This window comes from Micromonospora radicis (assembly GCF_003583405.1).
Lineage (GTDB): Bacteria > Actinomycetota > Actinomycetes > Mycobacteriales > Micromonosporaceae > Micromonospora > Micromonospora radicis.
Window position 1 is genome coordinate 254,752 of the sequence record NZ_QXEC01000001.1, and the last position, 15,389, is coordinate 270,140.

Below are 15,389 nucleotides of genomic sequence, written 5' to 3' on the forward strand. Positions count from 1 at the left end.
CATGTCCGACACCCCTCGACCGGTCGGCGCCACCTACCGGGTGCAGGTGCGTCCCGACTTCGACCTCGACGCCACCGCCGGCCTCGCCGGCTACCTCGCCGACCTCGGCGTCACCCACCTGTACAGCGCGCCGCTGCTGGCCGCCGCCCCCGGCAGCGCGCACGGTTACGACGTGGTCGACCACCGCAAGGTCAACCCGGAACTCGGCGGCGAGGCCGCCCGGCAGCGGCTGCTGTGGGCGCTGCGCTCCGTCGGGCTGGGCCTGGTCGTGGACATCGTGCCCAACCACGCCGGGGTCGCCGTACCGGCCGCCAACCCGGCCTGGTGGGACGTGCTGCGCCGGGGGCGCGGGTCGGCGTACGCCGACTGGTTCGACATCGACTGGGACGCCGGCCGGCTGCTGCTGCCGGTGCTCGCCGACACCCCGGACGCGCTGGCCGACCTCACCGTCGCCGACGGCGAGCTGCGCTACCACGAGCACCGCTTCCCGATCGCCGACGGCACCGGCGACGGCCGCCCCGGCGAGGTCCACGACCGGCAGCACTACGAACTGGTCTCCTGGCGGCGCGGCGACGCCGAGCTGACGTACCGCCGGTTCTTCGCCGTGGCCAGCCTGGCCGGGCTGCGGGTGGAGGACCCGGCGGTGTTCGCCGCCACCCACGAGCTGATCCTGGCCTGGGCCGCGGCCGGCGAGATCGACGGCATCCGGGTCGACCACCCCGACGGCCTGCGTGACCCCGCCGACTACCTGGCCCGGCTGCGTGCCGCCGCCCCCGACGCCTGGCTGGTCGTGGAGAAGATCCTGGAGTACGGCGAGGAACTGCCGGCCTGGCCGGTCGACGGCACCACCGGCTACGACGCCCTCGCGGCGGTCTGCGGCCTGTTCGTCGACGGCGACGCCGAGGCGGAGCTGACCGCCCTGGACACCCGGCTGGTCGGCCGGGCCACCTCCTGGGCCGACCTGACCCACGACACCAAGCTCGGCGCCGCCACCCGGCTGCTCGCCGCCGAACTGACCCGGCTGGCCGCCCTCGCCCCGGACGTCGACCCCGACGCGGCCCGCGCCGCCCTGGCCGAGTTGGCCGCCGCGTTCCCGGTCTACCGCGGCTACCCGCCCGACGGGGCCCGGCACCTGGCCAACGCCCGCGCCGAGGCCGGCCGCCGCCGCACCGACCTGACCGGCGCGCTGGACGCGATCACCCGCCGGCTGCGCGACCCCGACGACGAACTGGGCCGCCGCTTCCCGCAGTTCACCGGAGCGGTGATGGCCAAGGGCGTCGAGGACACCGCCTACTACCGGTGGAGCCGGTTCGTCGCCCTCAACGAGGTCGGCGGCAGCCCCAGCCACTTCGGCACCCGACCCGGCCGCTTCCATCGCTTCGCCGCCGACCGCCACGCCCGCTGGCCGGCCAGCATGACCACGCTGTCGACCCACGACACGAAACGTGGTGAGGACGTCCGGGCCCGCCTCGCCGTCCTCGCCGAAGCGCCACGACGTTGGGCCGAGCTGGTCACCCGGTGGATGGCGGCGGTGCCGCTGCCCGACGCCGCCCTGGCCCACCTGCTGTGGCAGACCGCCGTCGGCGCCTGGCCGATCGAACGCGAGCGGCTGCACGCGTACGCCGAGAAGGCTGCCCGGGAAGCCGCCGTCTCGACCGGCTGGACCGACCCCGACCCGGCCTTCGAACAGGCTATGCACGCCCTGGTCGACGCCGGGTACGACGACCCGACCGTCGCGCCGGAACTGGCCGCGTTCGCCGCCGAGATCACCCCGGCCGGCTGGGCCAACTCGCTCGGCCAGAAGCTGGTCCAACTGGCCATGCCCGGGGTGCCCGACACCTACCAGGGCACCGAGCTGTGGGACAACTCCCTGGTCGACCCCGACAACCGCCGTCCGGTCGACTTCGCCGTACGCCGGGAGATGCTGGCCCGGCTCGACGCCGGCTGGCTGCCGCCGGTGGACGAGGGCGGCGCGGCCAAGCTGCTCGTGGTGTCCCGAACCCTGCGGGCCCGCCGGGACCGCCCGGAGCTGTTCGGCGACTACCGGCCGGTCACCGGGCACGGTCCGGCCGCCGGGCACGTCGTCGCCTTCGACCGCGGCGGTGCGCTGGCCGTCGCCACCCGGCTGCCGCTGCGGCTGGCCGCCGACGGCGGCTGGCGCGACACCACCCTGTCACTACCGGTCAAACAGATGTCGTGCCTGTTCACCGGGCGGGTCTACAGTGATGGTCGGGTCCGCCTGGCGGACCTGCTGGCCAACTATCCCGTCGCGCTGCTGGTGCCCACCACCTGACCCGGGAGGGCTGCGTCATGTCCGAGTTCACGGTCTGGGCGCCGGAGGCGAAGCGGGTGCGGCTGCGCCTGCCCGGCGCCGCCGACCACGAGATGCGCGCCGGTCGGGACGGCTGGTGGCGGGTCGAGGTACCCGGCGCCGGACCCGACTACGCGTTCCTGCTGGGCGACGACGACCAGCCGCTGCCCGACCCCCGGTCCCGGTGGCAGCCGGCCGGGGTACACGGTCCCAGCCGGGTCTACGACCACTCGGCCTTCACCTGGACCGACGACTCCTGGACCGGCCGGCAACTGCCCGGCAGCATCCTCTACGAGCTGCACGTCGGCACCTTCACCCCGGAAGGCACCTTCGACGCGGCGATCGGCCGGCTCGACCACCTGGTCGAACTCGGCGTCGACATGATCGAACTGCTGCCGGTGAACGCCTTCAACGGCGAACACAACTGGGGATACGACGGGGTCTGCTGGTTCGCCCCACACGAACCGTACGGCGGCCCCGACGGCCTGAAACGGCTGGTCGACGCCGCCCACGCCAAGGGGCTGGGGGTGATCCTCGACGTCGTCTACAACCATTTCGGGCCCTCCGGGGCCTACGCGCCGATGTTCGCGCCGTACCTCAGTGACCGCAGCACCCCCTGGGGTCAGGCGATCAACCTGGACGGTCCGCACTCCGACGGGGTACGCCGGTTCATCGTCGACAGCGTGCTGATGTGGCTGCGCGACTACCACGTCGACGGCCTGCGCCTGGACGCCGTACACGCGCTGCCCGACACCCGTGCGGTGCACCTGCTGGAAGAGATCGCCGTCGAGGTCGAGTCGCTGTCGGTGCACCTGGGCCGCCCGCTGTCCCTGATCGCCGAGTCCGACCTCAACGACCCCCGGCTGATCACCCCACGGGAGGCCGGCGGCTACGGCCTGCACGCCCAGTGGAACGACGACGCCCACCACGCCCTGCACACCCTGCTCACCGACGAACAGCAGGGCTACTACGGCGACTTCGGCAGCATGGAATGCCTCGCCGAGGTGTTGCGCGGCGCCTTCTTCCACACCGGCACCTGGTCGAGCTTCCGGCACCGCCAACACGGTCGCCCCGTCGACCAGCGCACCCCCGGCCACCGCTTCGTCGCGTACCTGCAGAACCACGACCAGATCGGCAACCGGGCCACCGGTGACCGGCTGACCGCGAGCGTGTCGCCCGCCATGCTCCGCGTCGGCGCCACCCTGCTGATGACCGCGCCGTTCACCCCGATGCTGTTCATGGGGGAGGAGTGGGCGGCCAGCACGCCGTGGCAGTACTTCACCAGTCACCCCGAGCCGGAGTTGGCCGCCGCCGTGGTGTCCGGCCGCCGCCGCGAGTTCGCCACCCACGGCTGGTCGGCCGCCGCCGTGCCCGACCCCCAGGACCGGCAGACCTTCGTACGCTCCCGGTTGGACTGGGCCGAGCTGGAGAAACCCGACCACCGCGGGATGTACGACTTCTACCGCCGGCTCATCGCGCTGCGGAAGTCCCGTCCGGAACTGTCCGACCCGCACCTGTTCGCCATCGACGTACGCCACGGCGACCGCTTCCTGGTGATGCGCCGCGGCGGCTGCCTGGTCGCCGCCAACCTCGCCCACCAGCCGCAACGCATCACCCTGCCGGGAGTGGCCCGGCGGGTGCTGCTGGCCACCGGAGAGGGCGTCACCGTCCAACGCGACCGCATCGAACTACCAGCGGAGACAGCGGCCATCGTGGCGTCGTGAGGACGTGGACGGGCGCATTGGCTCCACTGGGCTTGGAGGTGCTGTCCGGCCAGCAGCCCGCGTGGCACCCTCGTCGGGCCCGGCCGCCGACCCGTCGGGCGACGCGCGGCCCGGCAGGGTGCGGCCGATGCCGGCCGAGGGTCAGGCGGTGCGGGCGCGCAGGGCGCGGGTCAGGATCGGGATCATCACCGCGGCCGGGACGAGGTGCAACCCGACCAGGGCGGCCACGGTTGCGCTGCTCGCCCCGACGAGGAAGGGCGGGACCAGCGAGATCGCGGTCAGCGACCCGGCCGTCCACCCGAACCGCTCGGCGGGTCGGCTGCTCCAGCGAAGCAGGGCGGTGGCGATGACGACGCCCACCAGTGCGAAGAATCCGGTCACCACGGCGAACCCGGGTAACGGGATCGCCTCGCCGCCGTCGGGGATCTCGAAGTCGACGCCGGCCGCCCGGGCGAGCGCGGCGGTGATCGTGGTGGCCGCCACCGCCGCGAGCGTGGCACCGAGGCCGGTGACGAGCAGCCCGCGCAGCGGGCGGGCGGGGCGGGTCCGGCCGGTGGCCGCGCGGGTGTCGGCGCTGGTGTCGTTCATGCTGCTCATCTCGTTCCTCCGTCTTCCAGCTCTCCTGACTGGCCTACCGCTGCCACTCCGTGCCGTCCGTGGGTAGCTGCGCGGGCAGCCCGAGTCGCGGGAACTGGTCGTCGTGGAAGGTGACGATCTCGGTGATCGCCCCGCCGCTGATGCGCAGCACGTCGACCGTCAGCGGCAGGTACCCGCCCGCGGGCTCCCGCCGGTGGTAGAAGGCGACGGCGGGCTGCCGGTTCACCGAGGTGGGTACGGCCCGCAGGCCCGTCATGCCCTCGAAGCCGCTGTCGACCCAGTCCTTGACCACCGCGTCGCGGCCGACGTGCAGGCCCGGCGTGGGCGGCATCGAGCAGCGGACGTCGTCGCGCAGCAGGGCGGCCAGCCGGTCGATGTCCGTGGCCACGCTGGCGTCGGTATAGCGCCGGACCAGCTCGCGGGTGCCGGCGTCCTCCTCGCCGCCGGTCCAGTCCTGCCGCTCGGCGGGCAGGTGCTCCCGCATTCCGGCGCGGGCCCGCTGCAACGCGCTGTTCACCGAGTTGACGGAGTCCCCGAGAAGTTCCGCGACCTCCTTCGCCGGCCAGCCGAGCACGTCGCGCAGGATCAGCACGGCCCGTGGGCGCGGCGCCAGGTGCTGGACCGCGACCAGGTACGCCAGCTCGATCGTCTCCCGCGCGACGGCGAGCGCCTCCGGCTCGTCCGCGTCGCCCGCGGGCAGCTCGTCGAGCAGCCGGTCCGGGTACGGCTGCAACCACCGCACCTCACCGCCGACCGCCGGCTCCGGGCGGCACCGGGCGAGCAGGTCCAGGCAGGCGTTGGTGGCGATCCGGTACAGCCAGGCCCGGAACGTGGACCGCCCCTCGAAGGTCTCCCGCCGTCGCCAGGCCCGCAGGAACGTCTCCTGCACGGTGTCCTCGGCGTCCTCGAACGACCCGAGCATCCGGTAGCAGTGCACGTGCAGCTCCCGCCGGTGCCGCTCCGCCAGCCCGGTGAACGCCGGCTCGTCTACCTGGCCCAGCCCGCCCGGTTCCGCCAACCGTGTCTGCGCACCCATCACGTCGTCCTTCCGCTTGTCGTGTCCCGTCACAGGTGTGACGGGCCGGGGCCCGATAACTCATCACCGACGGTCGGCGACGCCCGCGCTGACCCGTCCTGCGTTGCCGCCGGTGGCCGCCCGCTCTCTCCGGGCCGCCGATGTGCGGGTGGGGCCGTGGGGAGGTAGATCGCCGTGCGCCGGGTGCGAGCGCGGAGCGCGGCGCTCACCCGTGGCGCCACGGCGGTCGGGAGGCGTCGCTCGGCTTCGTCCGGCGGGAAGAAGGCGGCATCGGTGAGTTCGTCGTCGGGTAGCTCGAAACGTTCCGTGCCGGTGAGCGTGCCGCAGTCGAAGGTGAGGTGGATCAGGGCCCGCAGCCGTGGCCCTTCAGGTGGCGCCCAGTCCACCACGAGCAGGTCGCCGACGGGCAACGTGAGGCCCAACTCCTCGCGGACCTCGCGGGCACAGCCGTCGTGCGGGTGCTCGTCCGCCTCGATGCCGCCGCCGGGGAAGGCCCAGTAGTCGCGGTAGCGGGGCTTGACCAGCAGTACGTCACCGGCCGGGTTGGTGATCAGAGCGCCGGTGGAGGCGTGGAAGGCCGGCAGGTTGGCGTACCAGACGGCAGGTTCGGTCCAGGTCACGAGTCGACGGTAGCCGTACGGGTGCCGGGGGCCTCCCACGCCGACCCTGACCTCGGCGGCCGGTGGACGGTAGCGCGAGGTCACGCTCGATCCGGGATCGGGTGGTGTCCCGGTGCGGGGAGGCCACTGCATCCCGGATCGGGCGTGATCGTGCGGGTGGGGTCGTCAGGCCCGGTTCGCGGACGGCCGGGCCAGGGGCGGCAGGCCGCAGGTCGCGGCGAAGCCCTGCGCCTCGATGCCGAGGGCGACGTTCATCCGGGCGGCGAGGTTGGCGGCGCCGATGAACGCGGTGAGTTCGATCAGCCCCGGCGCACCGAGCAGCTTGAGCAGCCGACCGGAGAGTTCGTCGCTGACCGTCGGCGGCGTCTGGGACATCGCTTCGGCGTACGTCAGCACGTCGCGCTCCACCGGAGTGAAGGCGTCCGACTCGCGCCAGCGGGGTACCTCGCGGGCCTTGGTCAGGTCGAGTCCCTCGTTGCGGGCCTGGAAGTAGCCCATGTCGAGGCAGAACGAGCAGCCGATCAGGGACGCCACCGCCATGTGCGCGTAGGACTTCAGGTCCCGGTCGCACTCGTCCCACCGGTTGGCCTTGCGGCCGAGGCTCATGGTGGCGTTGAGTACGGCCCGGTGGTGCCACAGCACGCCGAGCGGCTCGGGCACCGTGCCGACCATCCTCCTGGCGATCGTCTTCATCAGGGCGCCCTGGACACCGGTGATCTCGGTCGGGGGGATCCTGCTGGTCATCTCTCCTCCTTGCGGCTTGCCGGTCTCGGGCATCAGACGCCGGTCGGAGCCGATCTGTGACAGCCGCCCCCGGCCGGTCGGCCGGGGGCGGTCAGGTGTCGGGTCGGGCGGGGTCACGCCCAGGGCGCGGTCGGGTACCAGGGGATGAGTTCGCGGCGGGCGAGCAGGCGGACGTCCCAGTAGAGGAACGTGAAGGCACCCGCGATGATGAACGCGACCGCGATGGTCGCCGCCAGCCGGCTCGGGCGGGCCGCGAACCAGCGTTGCAGCCGGCTGCCCGCGAACCAGGCCAGCAGCAGGAACAACACCGCCATGATGATGATGTTGCCGATCGACTGGAGGGTGAACGCGGCGGCGCCGTAGAGCGGGTTGCCGCTCTCCGCGGCGTCCCGGAACATCTGGCGGAACAGCGGGAACGGGCGTCCGATCAGGAAACCGGCGATGAGTACGCCCATGAAGACCAGCGGCGCGTTGGGGTAGCGGCGGGCGATCCGGGCGAACGGGTCCGGCACCACCCGTAGCGCGGCCAGCCCCAGATAGATCATGATCAGCCCGATCAGGCCGAAGACCACCATGGACTGGATGCTGCGCGGCGACAGCGATCCGGGCGTGTTCGGTGCGGTGGAGAACTGGGGCATCGAGGTGCCGACCAGTCCGACGAGCGCGCCGTAGGCGGCGGACACCACGATCATGCCGACCGCCATCCAGCCCAGCGGACGCAGCGGAGTCAGGAAGCGGCCGAGCCGACTGCCGGAGGTGCCGGCCAGCGGGGCGATGGCGCCGAAGGCGGCGATGTTGCAGGCGGTGAAGGTGCCGGCGACACCGGAGACGAACGCGAAGAGCACACCCGCCACGACCCCGCTGATCGGAGTCTCCTTCGCGTCGTGACCCAGCATCGTGTTGGCGATGTTGTCGCCGATGGTCGAGTCGACGAACTCCGCCGACCAGACGACGGTGAGCAGGAAGCCGGCCAACACGCTGAGCGCGATGATCAGCCCGCGTCGACGTGGCGTCTCGCCGGGGACGAAGACCGAGGTGGCTTCGGACGGCACGCGGAGCTCGTCGGTGACGCGTAGACGGCGGGGATGACTGTCGGTCTGGGCCATGCGGCGCTCCTCATCATCACGGAGGGTTAACAACGATGATGATGGATGGATTGCGGCGCGGGTTTCTTCCAGATTGCTCGACTTCTCTCAGATTGCTCGACCGCCCGCCCCGGCCTCCGGCAGCCGGACGGTGAACAGGCTGCCCTTGTCCAGGGCGCTCTGCACCCGACCGGGTGCCCCCGTGCGCCTTGACCAGGTGCTGCGTGTGCCCTTCCCGACATCCGGCTTGCATGAGTATGCGCGCTGGTGCATACTCTTCCTTGTGTCCAAGGTTCTGACCTCCCTGCCCATCGGTGAACGTGTCGGCATCGCCTTCTCCGGCGGCCTCGACACCTCGGTCGCGGTCGCGTGGATGCGCGACAAGGGCGCCATCCCGTGCGCCTACACGGCCGACATAGGCCAGTACGACGAGCCCGACATCGCCTCGGTGCCCGGTCGGGCGCACAACTACGGGGCCGAGATCGCCCGGCTGGTCGACTGCCGGGCCGCCCTGGTCGAGGAGGGGCTGGCGGCGTTGACCTGCGGCGCCTTCCACATCCGCTCGGGCGGGCGGGCCTACTTCAACACCACGCCGTTGGGCCGGGCGGTCACCGGGACGCTGCTGGTCCGGGCGATGGTCTCCGACGACGTCCAGATCTGGGGCGACGGCTCCACCTTCAAGGGCAACGACATCGAGCGGTTCTACCGCTACGGCCTGCTGGCCAACCCGCAGCTGCGGATCTACAAGCCGTGGCTCGACGGTGACTTCGTCACCGAACTCGGCGGGCGCAAGGAGATGTCCGAGTGGCTGCTGGAACGCGGCCTGCCGTACCGGGACAGCACCGAGAAGGCGTACTCCACCGACGCCAACATCTGGGGCGCCACGCACGAGGCGAAGACCCTGGAACACCTGGACACCGGCATCGAGACGGTCAACCCGATCATGGGCGTCAAGTTCTGGGACCTGTCGGTCGAGATCCCCACCGAGGACGTCACCATCGGCTTCGAGCAGGGCCGCCCGGTGACGATCAACGGCAAGGAGTTCCCCAGCGCGGTCGACCTGGTGCTGGAGGCCAACGCCATCGGCGGGCGGCACGGCCTGGGCATGTCCGACCAGATCGAGAACCGGATCATCGAGGCCAAGAGCCGCGGCATCTACGAGGCCCCCGGCATGGCGCTGCTGCACGCCGCGTACGAACGGTTGGTCAATGCCATCCACAACGAGGACACCCTGGCCAACTACCACAACGAGGGCCGCCGCCTGGGCCGCCTGATGTACGAGGGCCGCTGGCTGGACCCGCAGGCGCTGATGTTGCGCGAGTCGTTGCAGCGTTGGGTCGGTACGGCGGTCACCGGCGAGGTCACGTTGCGGCTGCGCCGGGGCGAGGACTACTCGATCCTGGACACCACCGGCCCGGCATTCAGTTACCACCCGGACAAGCTGTCGATGGAGCGTACGCAGGATTCGGCGTTCGGCCCGCAGGACCGCATCGGCCAGCTCACCATGCGCAACCTGGACATCGCCGACTCGCGCGCCAAGCTGGAGCAGTACGCGAACCTCGGCATGGTCGGCGGCGGCACCCCGCAGCGGGTCGTCGGTGCCGCCCAGGCGGCCTCCACCGGCCTGATCGGCGCGATGCCGCAGGGCGGCGCCGAGGCCATCGCCTCCCGCGGGGTCTCCTCGGTCGAGGACGAGGCGCTCGACCGCGCCGCCATGGAGTTCGGCGTCGACTGACCGACCGGCTCCGGCCCGGCCGCCCGCCCGCCGTCGACGGCGATCGAACACCGTCGACGGCGGGCGGTGCCGTCCGGGGCGTCCGGGCGCGGCCGGTACGCTTGCCGCCTCCGGCGTCCTGGACGCCTGACGCCCCGGTGTCCCGATGGAGGTGGCCGTGCCCGCAGCTGTCCGATCCTGGCTGGCGGTCGCCGTGGCCAGCGCCGTCGCGGTCCTCGCCTGGGCCGGCTTCTGGTATCTGGCCCTGCCGCGCGCCGACGTGTGCCCGGCGATCCACCCGGCACCGGCCGGATGTCGGGTCGACGAACGGATCTCCACCGCGTGGCTCTGGACGATCATCGTGGCGGCGCTCTACGTGGCCACCGTCGTCGCCCGGGTCCGTCCGAGCGGGCAGCGCCGCCAGGCGGTCGCGCTGGGCACGGTGGCGCTCGGCGTCGCCGCCCTGTACGGCCTGTGGACGGTGTGGCGCGCGGGCGGCTGAACCACCACGCGGGTTCACCGTCGGTTCACCCGGAATCCAAAGCTGGTTCATAGTCTCGGCTGTTTGCATTCGCTGGTCCCTGTCACCGCACAGATCGGCCAGCCCACATGCGCTCATGGCTGCGGCGGGTTCCGTCCCGCGCCCCAGACCCCCAGCCGTCCACCGCAGCGCCACCGTCGCCGCCCGACGACGGGCGGCCGGGCGGTACCGACCGGAGTGGGGCCGCGTCACACGCCCCCAGCGGGCTGCACGCCTTCAACCGGTACGAGATCAAGTATCTGGTACCGGTCGGCGACCTGCCGGCGCTGCGCGAGCGGTTCGCCGCCCGGATGGACCGCGACCGCCACGGTGGCGACACCGGATACGGCGTGTGGAGCGTCTACTACGACACCGCCGGGCTGCGCTTCTACTGGGAGAAGATCGAAGGGCTGAGGTTCCGCCGCAAGCTGCGGGTGCGGCACTACGGCGACCGCGCCACCGTCACCGACGACAGCATCGTGCACGTCGAGATCAAGCAACGGGTGAACCGGGTCACCCAGAAGCGCCGGGTGGCCCTGCCGTACCACCTGGCCCGCGCGCTGTGCGACCGGCGGGAACTGGTCGCACACGCCCCCGAGCAGCGGGCCTTCCTCGACGAGGTCCTGGAACTGCTCTGCGGTCTGGATCTGCGGCCGGTGGCGATGACCGGCTACCAGCGGGAGGCGTTCGTCGGCCGGGACTCCGACACCGGCCTGCGGGTCACCCTCGACCACCGGGTACGCGGCCGGGACCGCGACTTCCACCTCGGCGCGGACGCCGAGAACCGACTCATCGTGCCGGCGAGCTTCTCCGTGCTGGAGATCAAGGCGAACGAGCGGGTGCCGTACTGGCTCACCGACCTGGCCGCCCGGACGAACCTGTCGATCGTCCGGATGTCGAAGTACTGCCAGAGCGTCGAGGCCTTCGGTCGCGTTCCCCGTTCGCTGCACCACGCCGCCGCCGACGACTTCCTGCCGTCCCACCCGCAATCCGCCGACTACGCCAAGAGTGAGGTCTGACCCATGCCGTTCGAGTTCCAGGATCTGTCCGGCACCTTCAGCGTCGGCGACATCGCCCTGGCCATGTCGCTGGCCTTCCTGCTCAGCGCGATGATCGGCTGGGTCTACCGGTTCACCCACCGCAACGTGTCGTACAGCCAGTCGTACGTGCAGACGCTTGTCATCCTCGGCATGCTCATCTCGCTGATCATGCTTGTGGTGGGCTCCAACATCGCCCGCGCCTTCGCCCTGGTCGGTGCCCTGTCGGTGGTGCGGTTCCGCAACGCCATCAAGGAGACCCGCGACGTCGGGTTCATCTTCCTGGTGATGGGCGTGGGCATGGCCTGCGGCACCCGGTTCTACCTGCTGGCCGTGGTCGCGGCCGTCGCGATCAGCCTCATCATCGTGCTGATGTACCGCTTCAACTGGTTCGCCTCCAACGTGCAGCGTCAGGTCGTCAAGGTGCAGGTGCCGCCGACCGGCAACCACACCGAGCACATCCAGGACGTGCTGATCCGCTTCACCAGCGAGTTCGAACTGGTCAGCATGGAGACGATCCGGGGCGGCGCGCTCACCGAGATGATGTACACGGTGCGGTTGAGCAAGGGTGCCGAGCCCAGCGACCTGATCAACGCGTTGGCCGAGCGGACCGGCGGCCAGCGGGTGACCGTACTGACCGGCTACGACCAGACGGACCTGTGATGCGCGGGAAGCGCCGGATCCCGCTCCGGATCCGGCACTACTGGAAGTTCCTGGCCAGCTGCCTCACACTCCTGCTCGTACTCACCGTCACACTCAGCACGGTACGGATCCGCCCGTACGTGACCAGCGCGAGTGACACCGGGGGTGACGTGGTCACCCAGAACATCGCCGGCACGGTCGACCTGTTCGACGAGACGGTGGCGCACCGCATCGAGTTGGTCTTCCGGGACGCCGACTACGAGCGCATGCTGGACGCCTTCTACGACGAGGGCGAGAAGGAGTACATCGAGGCCGACCTGGTCATCGACGGCACCACCGTGCCGAGTGTCGGCATCCGGCTCAAGGGCAACTCCACGCTGCGCAGCCTGAGCCGTGACGGACAGACCCCGCAACGCGGTGTCGGCGAGGACGGAGCCGACGGCCAGGACCGGCGAGCCGGTCAGGAGACGGCGGCCGGCCAGGACGGCCCCGGTGCGCAGGGCAGGACCGGTGGTCAGGACGGCCCCGGTGGTCAGGACGGCCCGGGTGGTCAGGGTAGGACCGGTGGGTTCGGCCAGACGACGTTGCGGGCCGAGGAGCCGGAGACCCTGCCGTGGCTGATCCGCTTCGACGAGTACGTCGACGGCCGCCGGTACCAGGGGCACCGGGACATCGCGGTGCGGGTGGCCGGGATGGGCGGCGGCTCCACCGTGCTCAACGAAGCGGTGACCCTCGACCTGCTCGCCGCCGCCGGTGAGGTGACCCAGGAGTACGCCTACACCAGCTTCACGGTCAACGACCGGCCCACCACGGCCCGCCTGGTCGTCGAGCATCCCGACGGGAACTTCGCCGAGGACTTCGACGGTTCGGGGGTGCTCTACAAGTCGCTGGCGACCAGCCGGTTCACCGACCAGGGTGACGACCAGACCGAGTACGCCGACGACTTCAAACAGATCACCATGAAGGGCAGCCAGGACCTGCAACCGGTGATCGACCTGATCAGGTGGGTCGAGAACGCCAGCGACGTCGAGTTCGACGAGCAGTTGGCCGACCACGTCGACGTGGCGTCCTTCGCCCGGTACGCGGCGTGGCAGAACCTGCTGCTCAACTTCGACGACATGTCCGGTCCGGGCCGCAACTACTACCTCTGGTACGACCTGGGCACGAAACGGTTCACCGTCATCGGCTGGGACTACAACCTCGCGTTCAGCGGCAGCGCCACCCAGGGACCGCACGAGCAGGGCCGGCTCGGCGGCGCAGCCGTACCGGGCGTCGGCCTCCGCGACGACGCCGGTCCGGCCACCGCGGCTCCGGACTCCGCCACCGCGGAGGTTACTCCGGACTCCGCCACCGCGGAGGGTGCCGCTCCGGACCCCGTCGGAGCGGACGGCGGACGCCAGGCGGAGTCTCCTACCGGCCGCACCCGCCCGGACAACGGCGCCGTCCGCGGCGGGGACGCCGGGCCGGGCGGCAACGGCGGTCCCGGCGGCAACGGTGGCCCCGGCGGCAGCGGCCACCAGCTCAAGGAGCGCTTCCTGGCCAGTGCGAAGTTCAAGCAGGTGTACGAGGACGCCTACCGTGCCCTCTACCAACAGGTCTTCGCCGACGGTACGGCGCTGGCCGCGGTGGACGCGATAACCGAGGTGTTGGCCACGGTGGACGGGTACGACGCCGCGGCCGCCGGCAGCGACGCCGAGCGGCTGCGGACGCTGATCCAGCAGCGCACCGAGAGCCTCGCCGGCAACGAGGTCATCACGCAGAGCTGAGTCGGTCGAACCGCGCCCGTGGGTGTCCGGCACCCGCGGACGCGGTCGGCTCTCGCGCCGCCGCCGACGGTCCAGCAGGCGTCCGGTGGCCCCGGTGGACTCAACCGGCGTCCGGTGGCCCGGCCGACAGCAGCGCGTCGAGGGCGTTCAGGGTCCAGGTCCAGGACTGCTCGCTGTCCGGGGTGCTGTGGCTGAACGCGCCACCCAGTTCCAGGCTGGCGAAGCCGTGGAACACGCCGCCGAGCAGCCGTACCGCATGGGTCTGCGCCGGCTCGTCCAGTTGGTAGCCGCGCAGGACCGCGCGGGCCAACTGGGCGTGGCGTGGGCCGGCGCTCGCCGCCGCCGTCTGCGGGTCGAGCCGCAGGTGGGTCGCGGCGTACCGGCCGGGGTGTTCGCGGGCGTAGTCGCGGTAGACGTTGCCCAACGCGAACAGCGCGTCCTTACCGGCCCGCCCGGCCAACGCCTCGGCCGCCCGGTCGGCCAACTCGTCCAGTGCGAACAGCGCGATGCGGACCTTCAGCTCGTGGGTGCTGCGGATGTGCGAGTAGAGGCTCGCCACCTTGACGCCGAACCGCTGGGCCAGTGCGGAGGCGGTGACCTGCTCGAAGCCGACCTCGTCGGCCAGCTCCGCGCCGCCGAGCGCGAGCCGGTGCGGGTTGAGTCCCAGCCGTGGCATGTCCCTCCCCGGGCGTGTGTGGCAGAACACCTGTATCGGCTTTGCCTAAACAGTTTAGGAAAAAAACCATAGACTTATGGAACCGCTGACCGAGCCGGAGATCCGAGCCGCCTTCGTCAACTGCAGCAAGGGCGAGGCGAAGCGCCTCTCCGTGCCACGTGACCTGGCCACCCGCCCCTGGGCCGACCTGGACTACCTGGGTTGGCGCGACCCGCAGACGCCGGATCGCGCCTACCTCGTCACCGTCCCCGCGGACCGCCCGGTAGCGCTGGTCCTGCGCCGCCCGAGCGCCGGCCCGGGACCGGCCCGGCGCAACCTGTGCTCGATCTGCCTGACCTCACCGGAGGTGGGAGTGAGCCTGCTGGTCGCCCCTCGGGCCGGTCGGGCCGGTCGGGACGGTAGCTCCGTCGGCACCTACCTGTGCAGCGACCTGTCCTGCTCGCTCTACCTGCGGGGCAAGAAGGACGCCGGGGCCGGCGCGCGGCTGCACGAGACGATCAGCCTGGACGAGAAGATCGCCCGTACCGTCACGAACCTCGCCGGCTTCCTGGCCCGGGTGACAGCCTGAGCGCCACCCGCCACCCGCCACCCGCCACCCGCCGAGGGCGCCGGCTGCCCTGTGCCGCCAGGCTCGCGTACCGTTGCGCGTCGAACCGGTTCAGGGTGTGGCGGGGCCGGTCAGGTCGAAGTCGGCGGTGAGCGGTGCGCCGCCCACCCGCAGGGACTGTGAGGTACAGCGGCCAGTGGTGGGGCACGTCGGTGGCGAGCAGCGTCCCGCCGTCCGGGCCGGTGCAGCCGCCGTGCCGGCCCACCTGCTCCTCGCCGAGGCCGACGACGGTGAACCCGACGGCATGACGGAGGGAGCGGGGCATCGGCGGATCCTCTCGACCCGGCGGACGGAACGCACCCACCGTAAT

General features: G+C 71.7%; 14 protein-coding genes. 8 read left to right on the forward strand and 6 right to left on the reverse strand.

The genetic code is table 11. The annotated features are described in order from the left end of the window. The first annotated feature begins 1 nt into the window (after position 1). A complete protein-coding gene (gene treY, locus D2L64_RS01175) occupies positions 2 to 2,293 on the forward strand; it encodes a malto-oligosyltrehalose synthase (RefSeq protein ID WP_119572550.1) in 2,292 nt (763 codons plus the stop codon). Positions 2,294 to 2,310: 17 nt separating this feature from the next. Further along, a complete protein-coding gene (gene treZ / locus D2L64_RS01180; RefSeq protein ID WP_119572551.1) occupies positions 2,311 to 4,035 on the forward strand; it encodes a malto-oligosyltrehalose trehalohydrolase in 1,725 nt (574 codons plus the stop codon). Positions 4,036 to 4,176: 141 nt separating this feature from the next. Here the strand turns inward: treZ and D2L64_RS01185 are convergent, their stop codons facing one another. The 5 genes from D2L64_RS01185 to D2L64_RS01205 all read right to left on the reverse strand — a co-directional run bounded on the left by D2L64_RS01185 (position 4,177) and on the right by D2L64_RS01205 (position 8,138). Continuing rightward, the gene (locus tag D2L64_RS01185; RefSeq protein WP_233558694.1) at positions 4,177 to 4,632 is read right to left on the reverse strand and encodes a DUF6069 family protein; all 456 of its coding nucleotides are present in this window, start codon (positions 4,630 to 4,632) and stop codon (positions 4,177 to 4,179) included. 34 nt (positions 4,633 to 4,666) lie between these two features. Continuing rightward, on the reverse strand, positions 4,667 to 5,668 hold the full coding sequence (locus tag D2L64_RS01190) for an RNA polymerase subunit sigma-70 (RefSeq protein ID WP_119572825.1): 1,002 nt from the start codon (positions 5,666 to 5,668) through the stop codon (positions 4,667 to 4,669). Positions 5,669 to 5,697: 29 nt separating this feature from the next. After that, on the reverse strand, positions 5,698 to 6,288 hold the full coding sequence (locus tag D2L64_RS01195) for an NUDIX domain-containing protein (protein WP_233558695.1): 591 nt from the start codon (positions 6,286 to 6,288) through the stop codon (positions 5,698 to 5,700). Between the two features lie 165 nt (positions 6,289 to 6,453). Next, entirely contained in the window at positions 6,454 to 7,032 is a 579-nt protein-coding gene (locus D2L64_RS01200) for a carboxymuconolactone decarboxylase family protein (protein ID WP_119572553.1), read from the reverse strand. A 113-nt stretch (positions 7,033 to 7,145) separates the two neighbouring features. Further along, positions 7,146 to 8,138: a hypothetical protein gene (locus D2L64_RS01205; protein ID WP_119572554.1), complete on the reverse strand. Its 993-nt coding sequence runs from the start codon at positions 8,136 to 8,138 to the stop codon at positions 7,146 to 7,148. A 262-nt stretch (positions 8,139 to 8,400) separates the two neighbouring features. On the opposite strand from D2L64_RS01205, the gene argG reads away from it, so the two are divergent. From argG to D2L64_RS01230, 5 genes are all read left to right on the forward strand, one after another. Continuing rightward, on the forward strand, positions 8,401 to 9,852 hold the full coding sequence (gene argG / locus D2L64_RS01210; RefSeq protein ID WP_119572555.1) for an argininosuccinate synthase: 1,452 nt from the start codon (positions 8,401 to 8,403) through the stop codon (positions 9,850 to 9,852). A 157-nt stretch (positions 9,853 to 10,009) separates the two neighbouring features. After that, positions 10,010 to 10,333 carry a hypothetical protein gene (locus D2L64_RS01215; protein WP_147376162.1) on the forward strand — a complete coding sequence of 108 codons (324 nt, stop codon included), beginning with the start codon at positions 10,010 to 10,012 and terminating at the stop codon, positions 10,331 to 10,333. A 107-nt stretch (positions 10,334 to 10,440) separates the two neighbouring features. Next, positions 10,441 to 11,370 (forward strand): polyphosphate polymerase domain-containing protein, encoded by a 930-nt coding sequence (locus D2L64_RS01220; protein WP_119572557.1) that lies wholly within the window; start codon positions 10,441 to 10,443, stop codon positions 11,368 to 11,370. Positions 11,371 to 11,373: 3 nt separating this feature from the next. After that, positions 11,374 to 12,051, forward strand: a complete 678-nt coding sequence (locus D2L64_RS01225) for a DUF4956 domain-containing protein (RefSeq protein ID WP_119572558.1) — start codon at positions 11,374 to 11,376, stop codon at positions 12,049 to 12,051. Next, positions 12,051 to 13,796 (forward strand): CotH kinase family protein, encoded by a 1,746-nt coding sequence (locus D2L64_RS01230; RefSeq protein WP_119572559.1) that lies wholly within the window; start codon positions 12,051 to 12,053, stop codon positions 13,794 to 13,796. The genes D2L64_RS01225 and D2L64_RS01230 overlap by 1 nt, the downstream gene beginning before the upstream one ends. 100 nt (positions 13,797 to 13,896) lie before the next feature. Here the strand turns inward: D2L64_RS01230 and D2L64_RS01235 are convergent, their stop codons facing one another. Further along, a complete protein-coding gene (locus tag D2L64_RS01235; protein WP_119572560.1) occupies positions 13,897 to 14,472 on the reverse strand; it encodes a TetR-like C-terminal domain-containing protein in 576 nt (191 codons plus the stop codon). Between the two features lie 76 nt (positions 14,473 to 14,548). Here D2L64_RS01235 and D2L64_RS01240 point away from each other — a divergent pair, with 76 nt between their 5' ends. After that, positions 14,549 to 15,040, forward strand: a complete 492-nt coding sequence (locus D2L64_RS01240; RefSeq protein WP_119572561.1) for an FBP domain-containing protein — start codon at positions 14,549 to 14,551, stop codon at positions 15,038 to 15,040. The last annotated feature ends 349 nt before the right edge of the window (positions 15,041 to 15,389 follow it).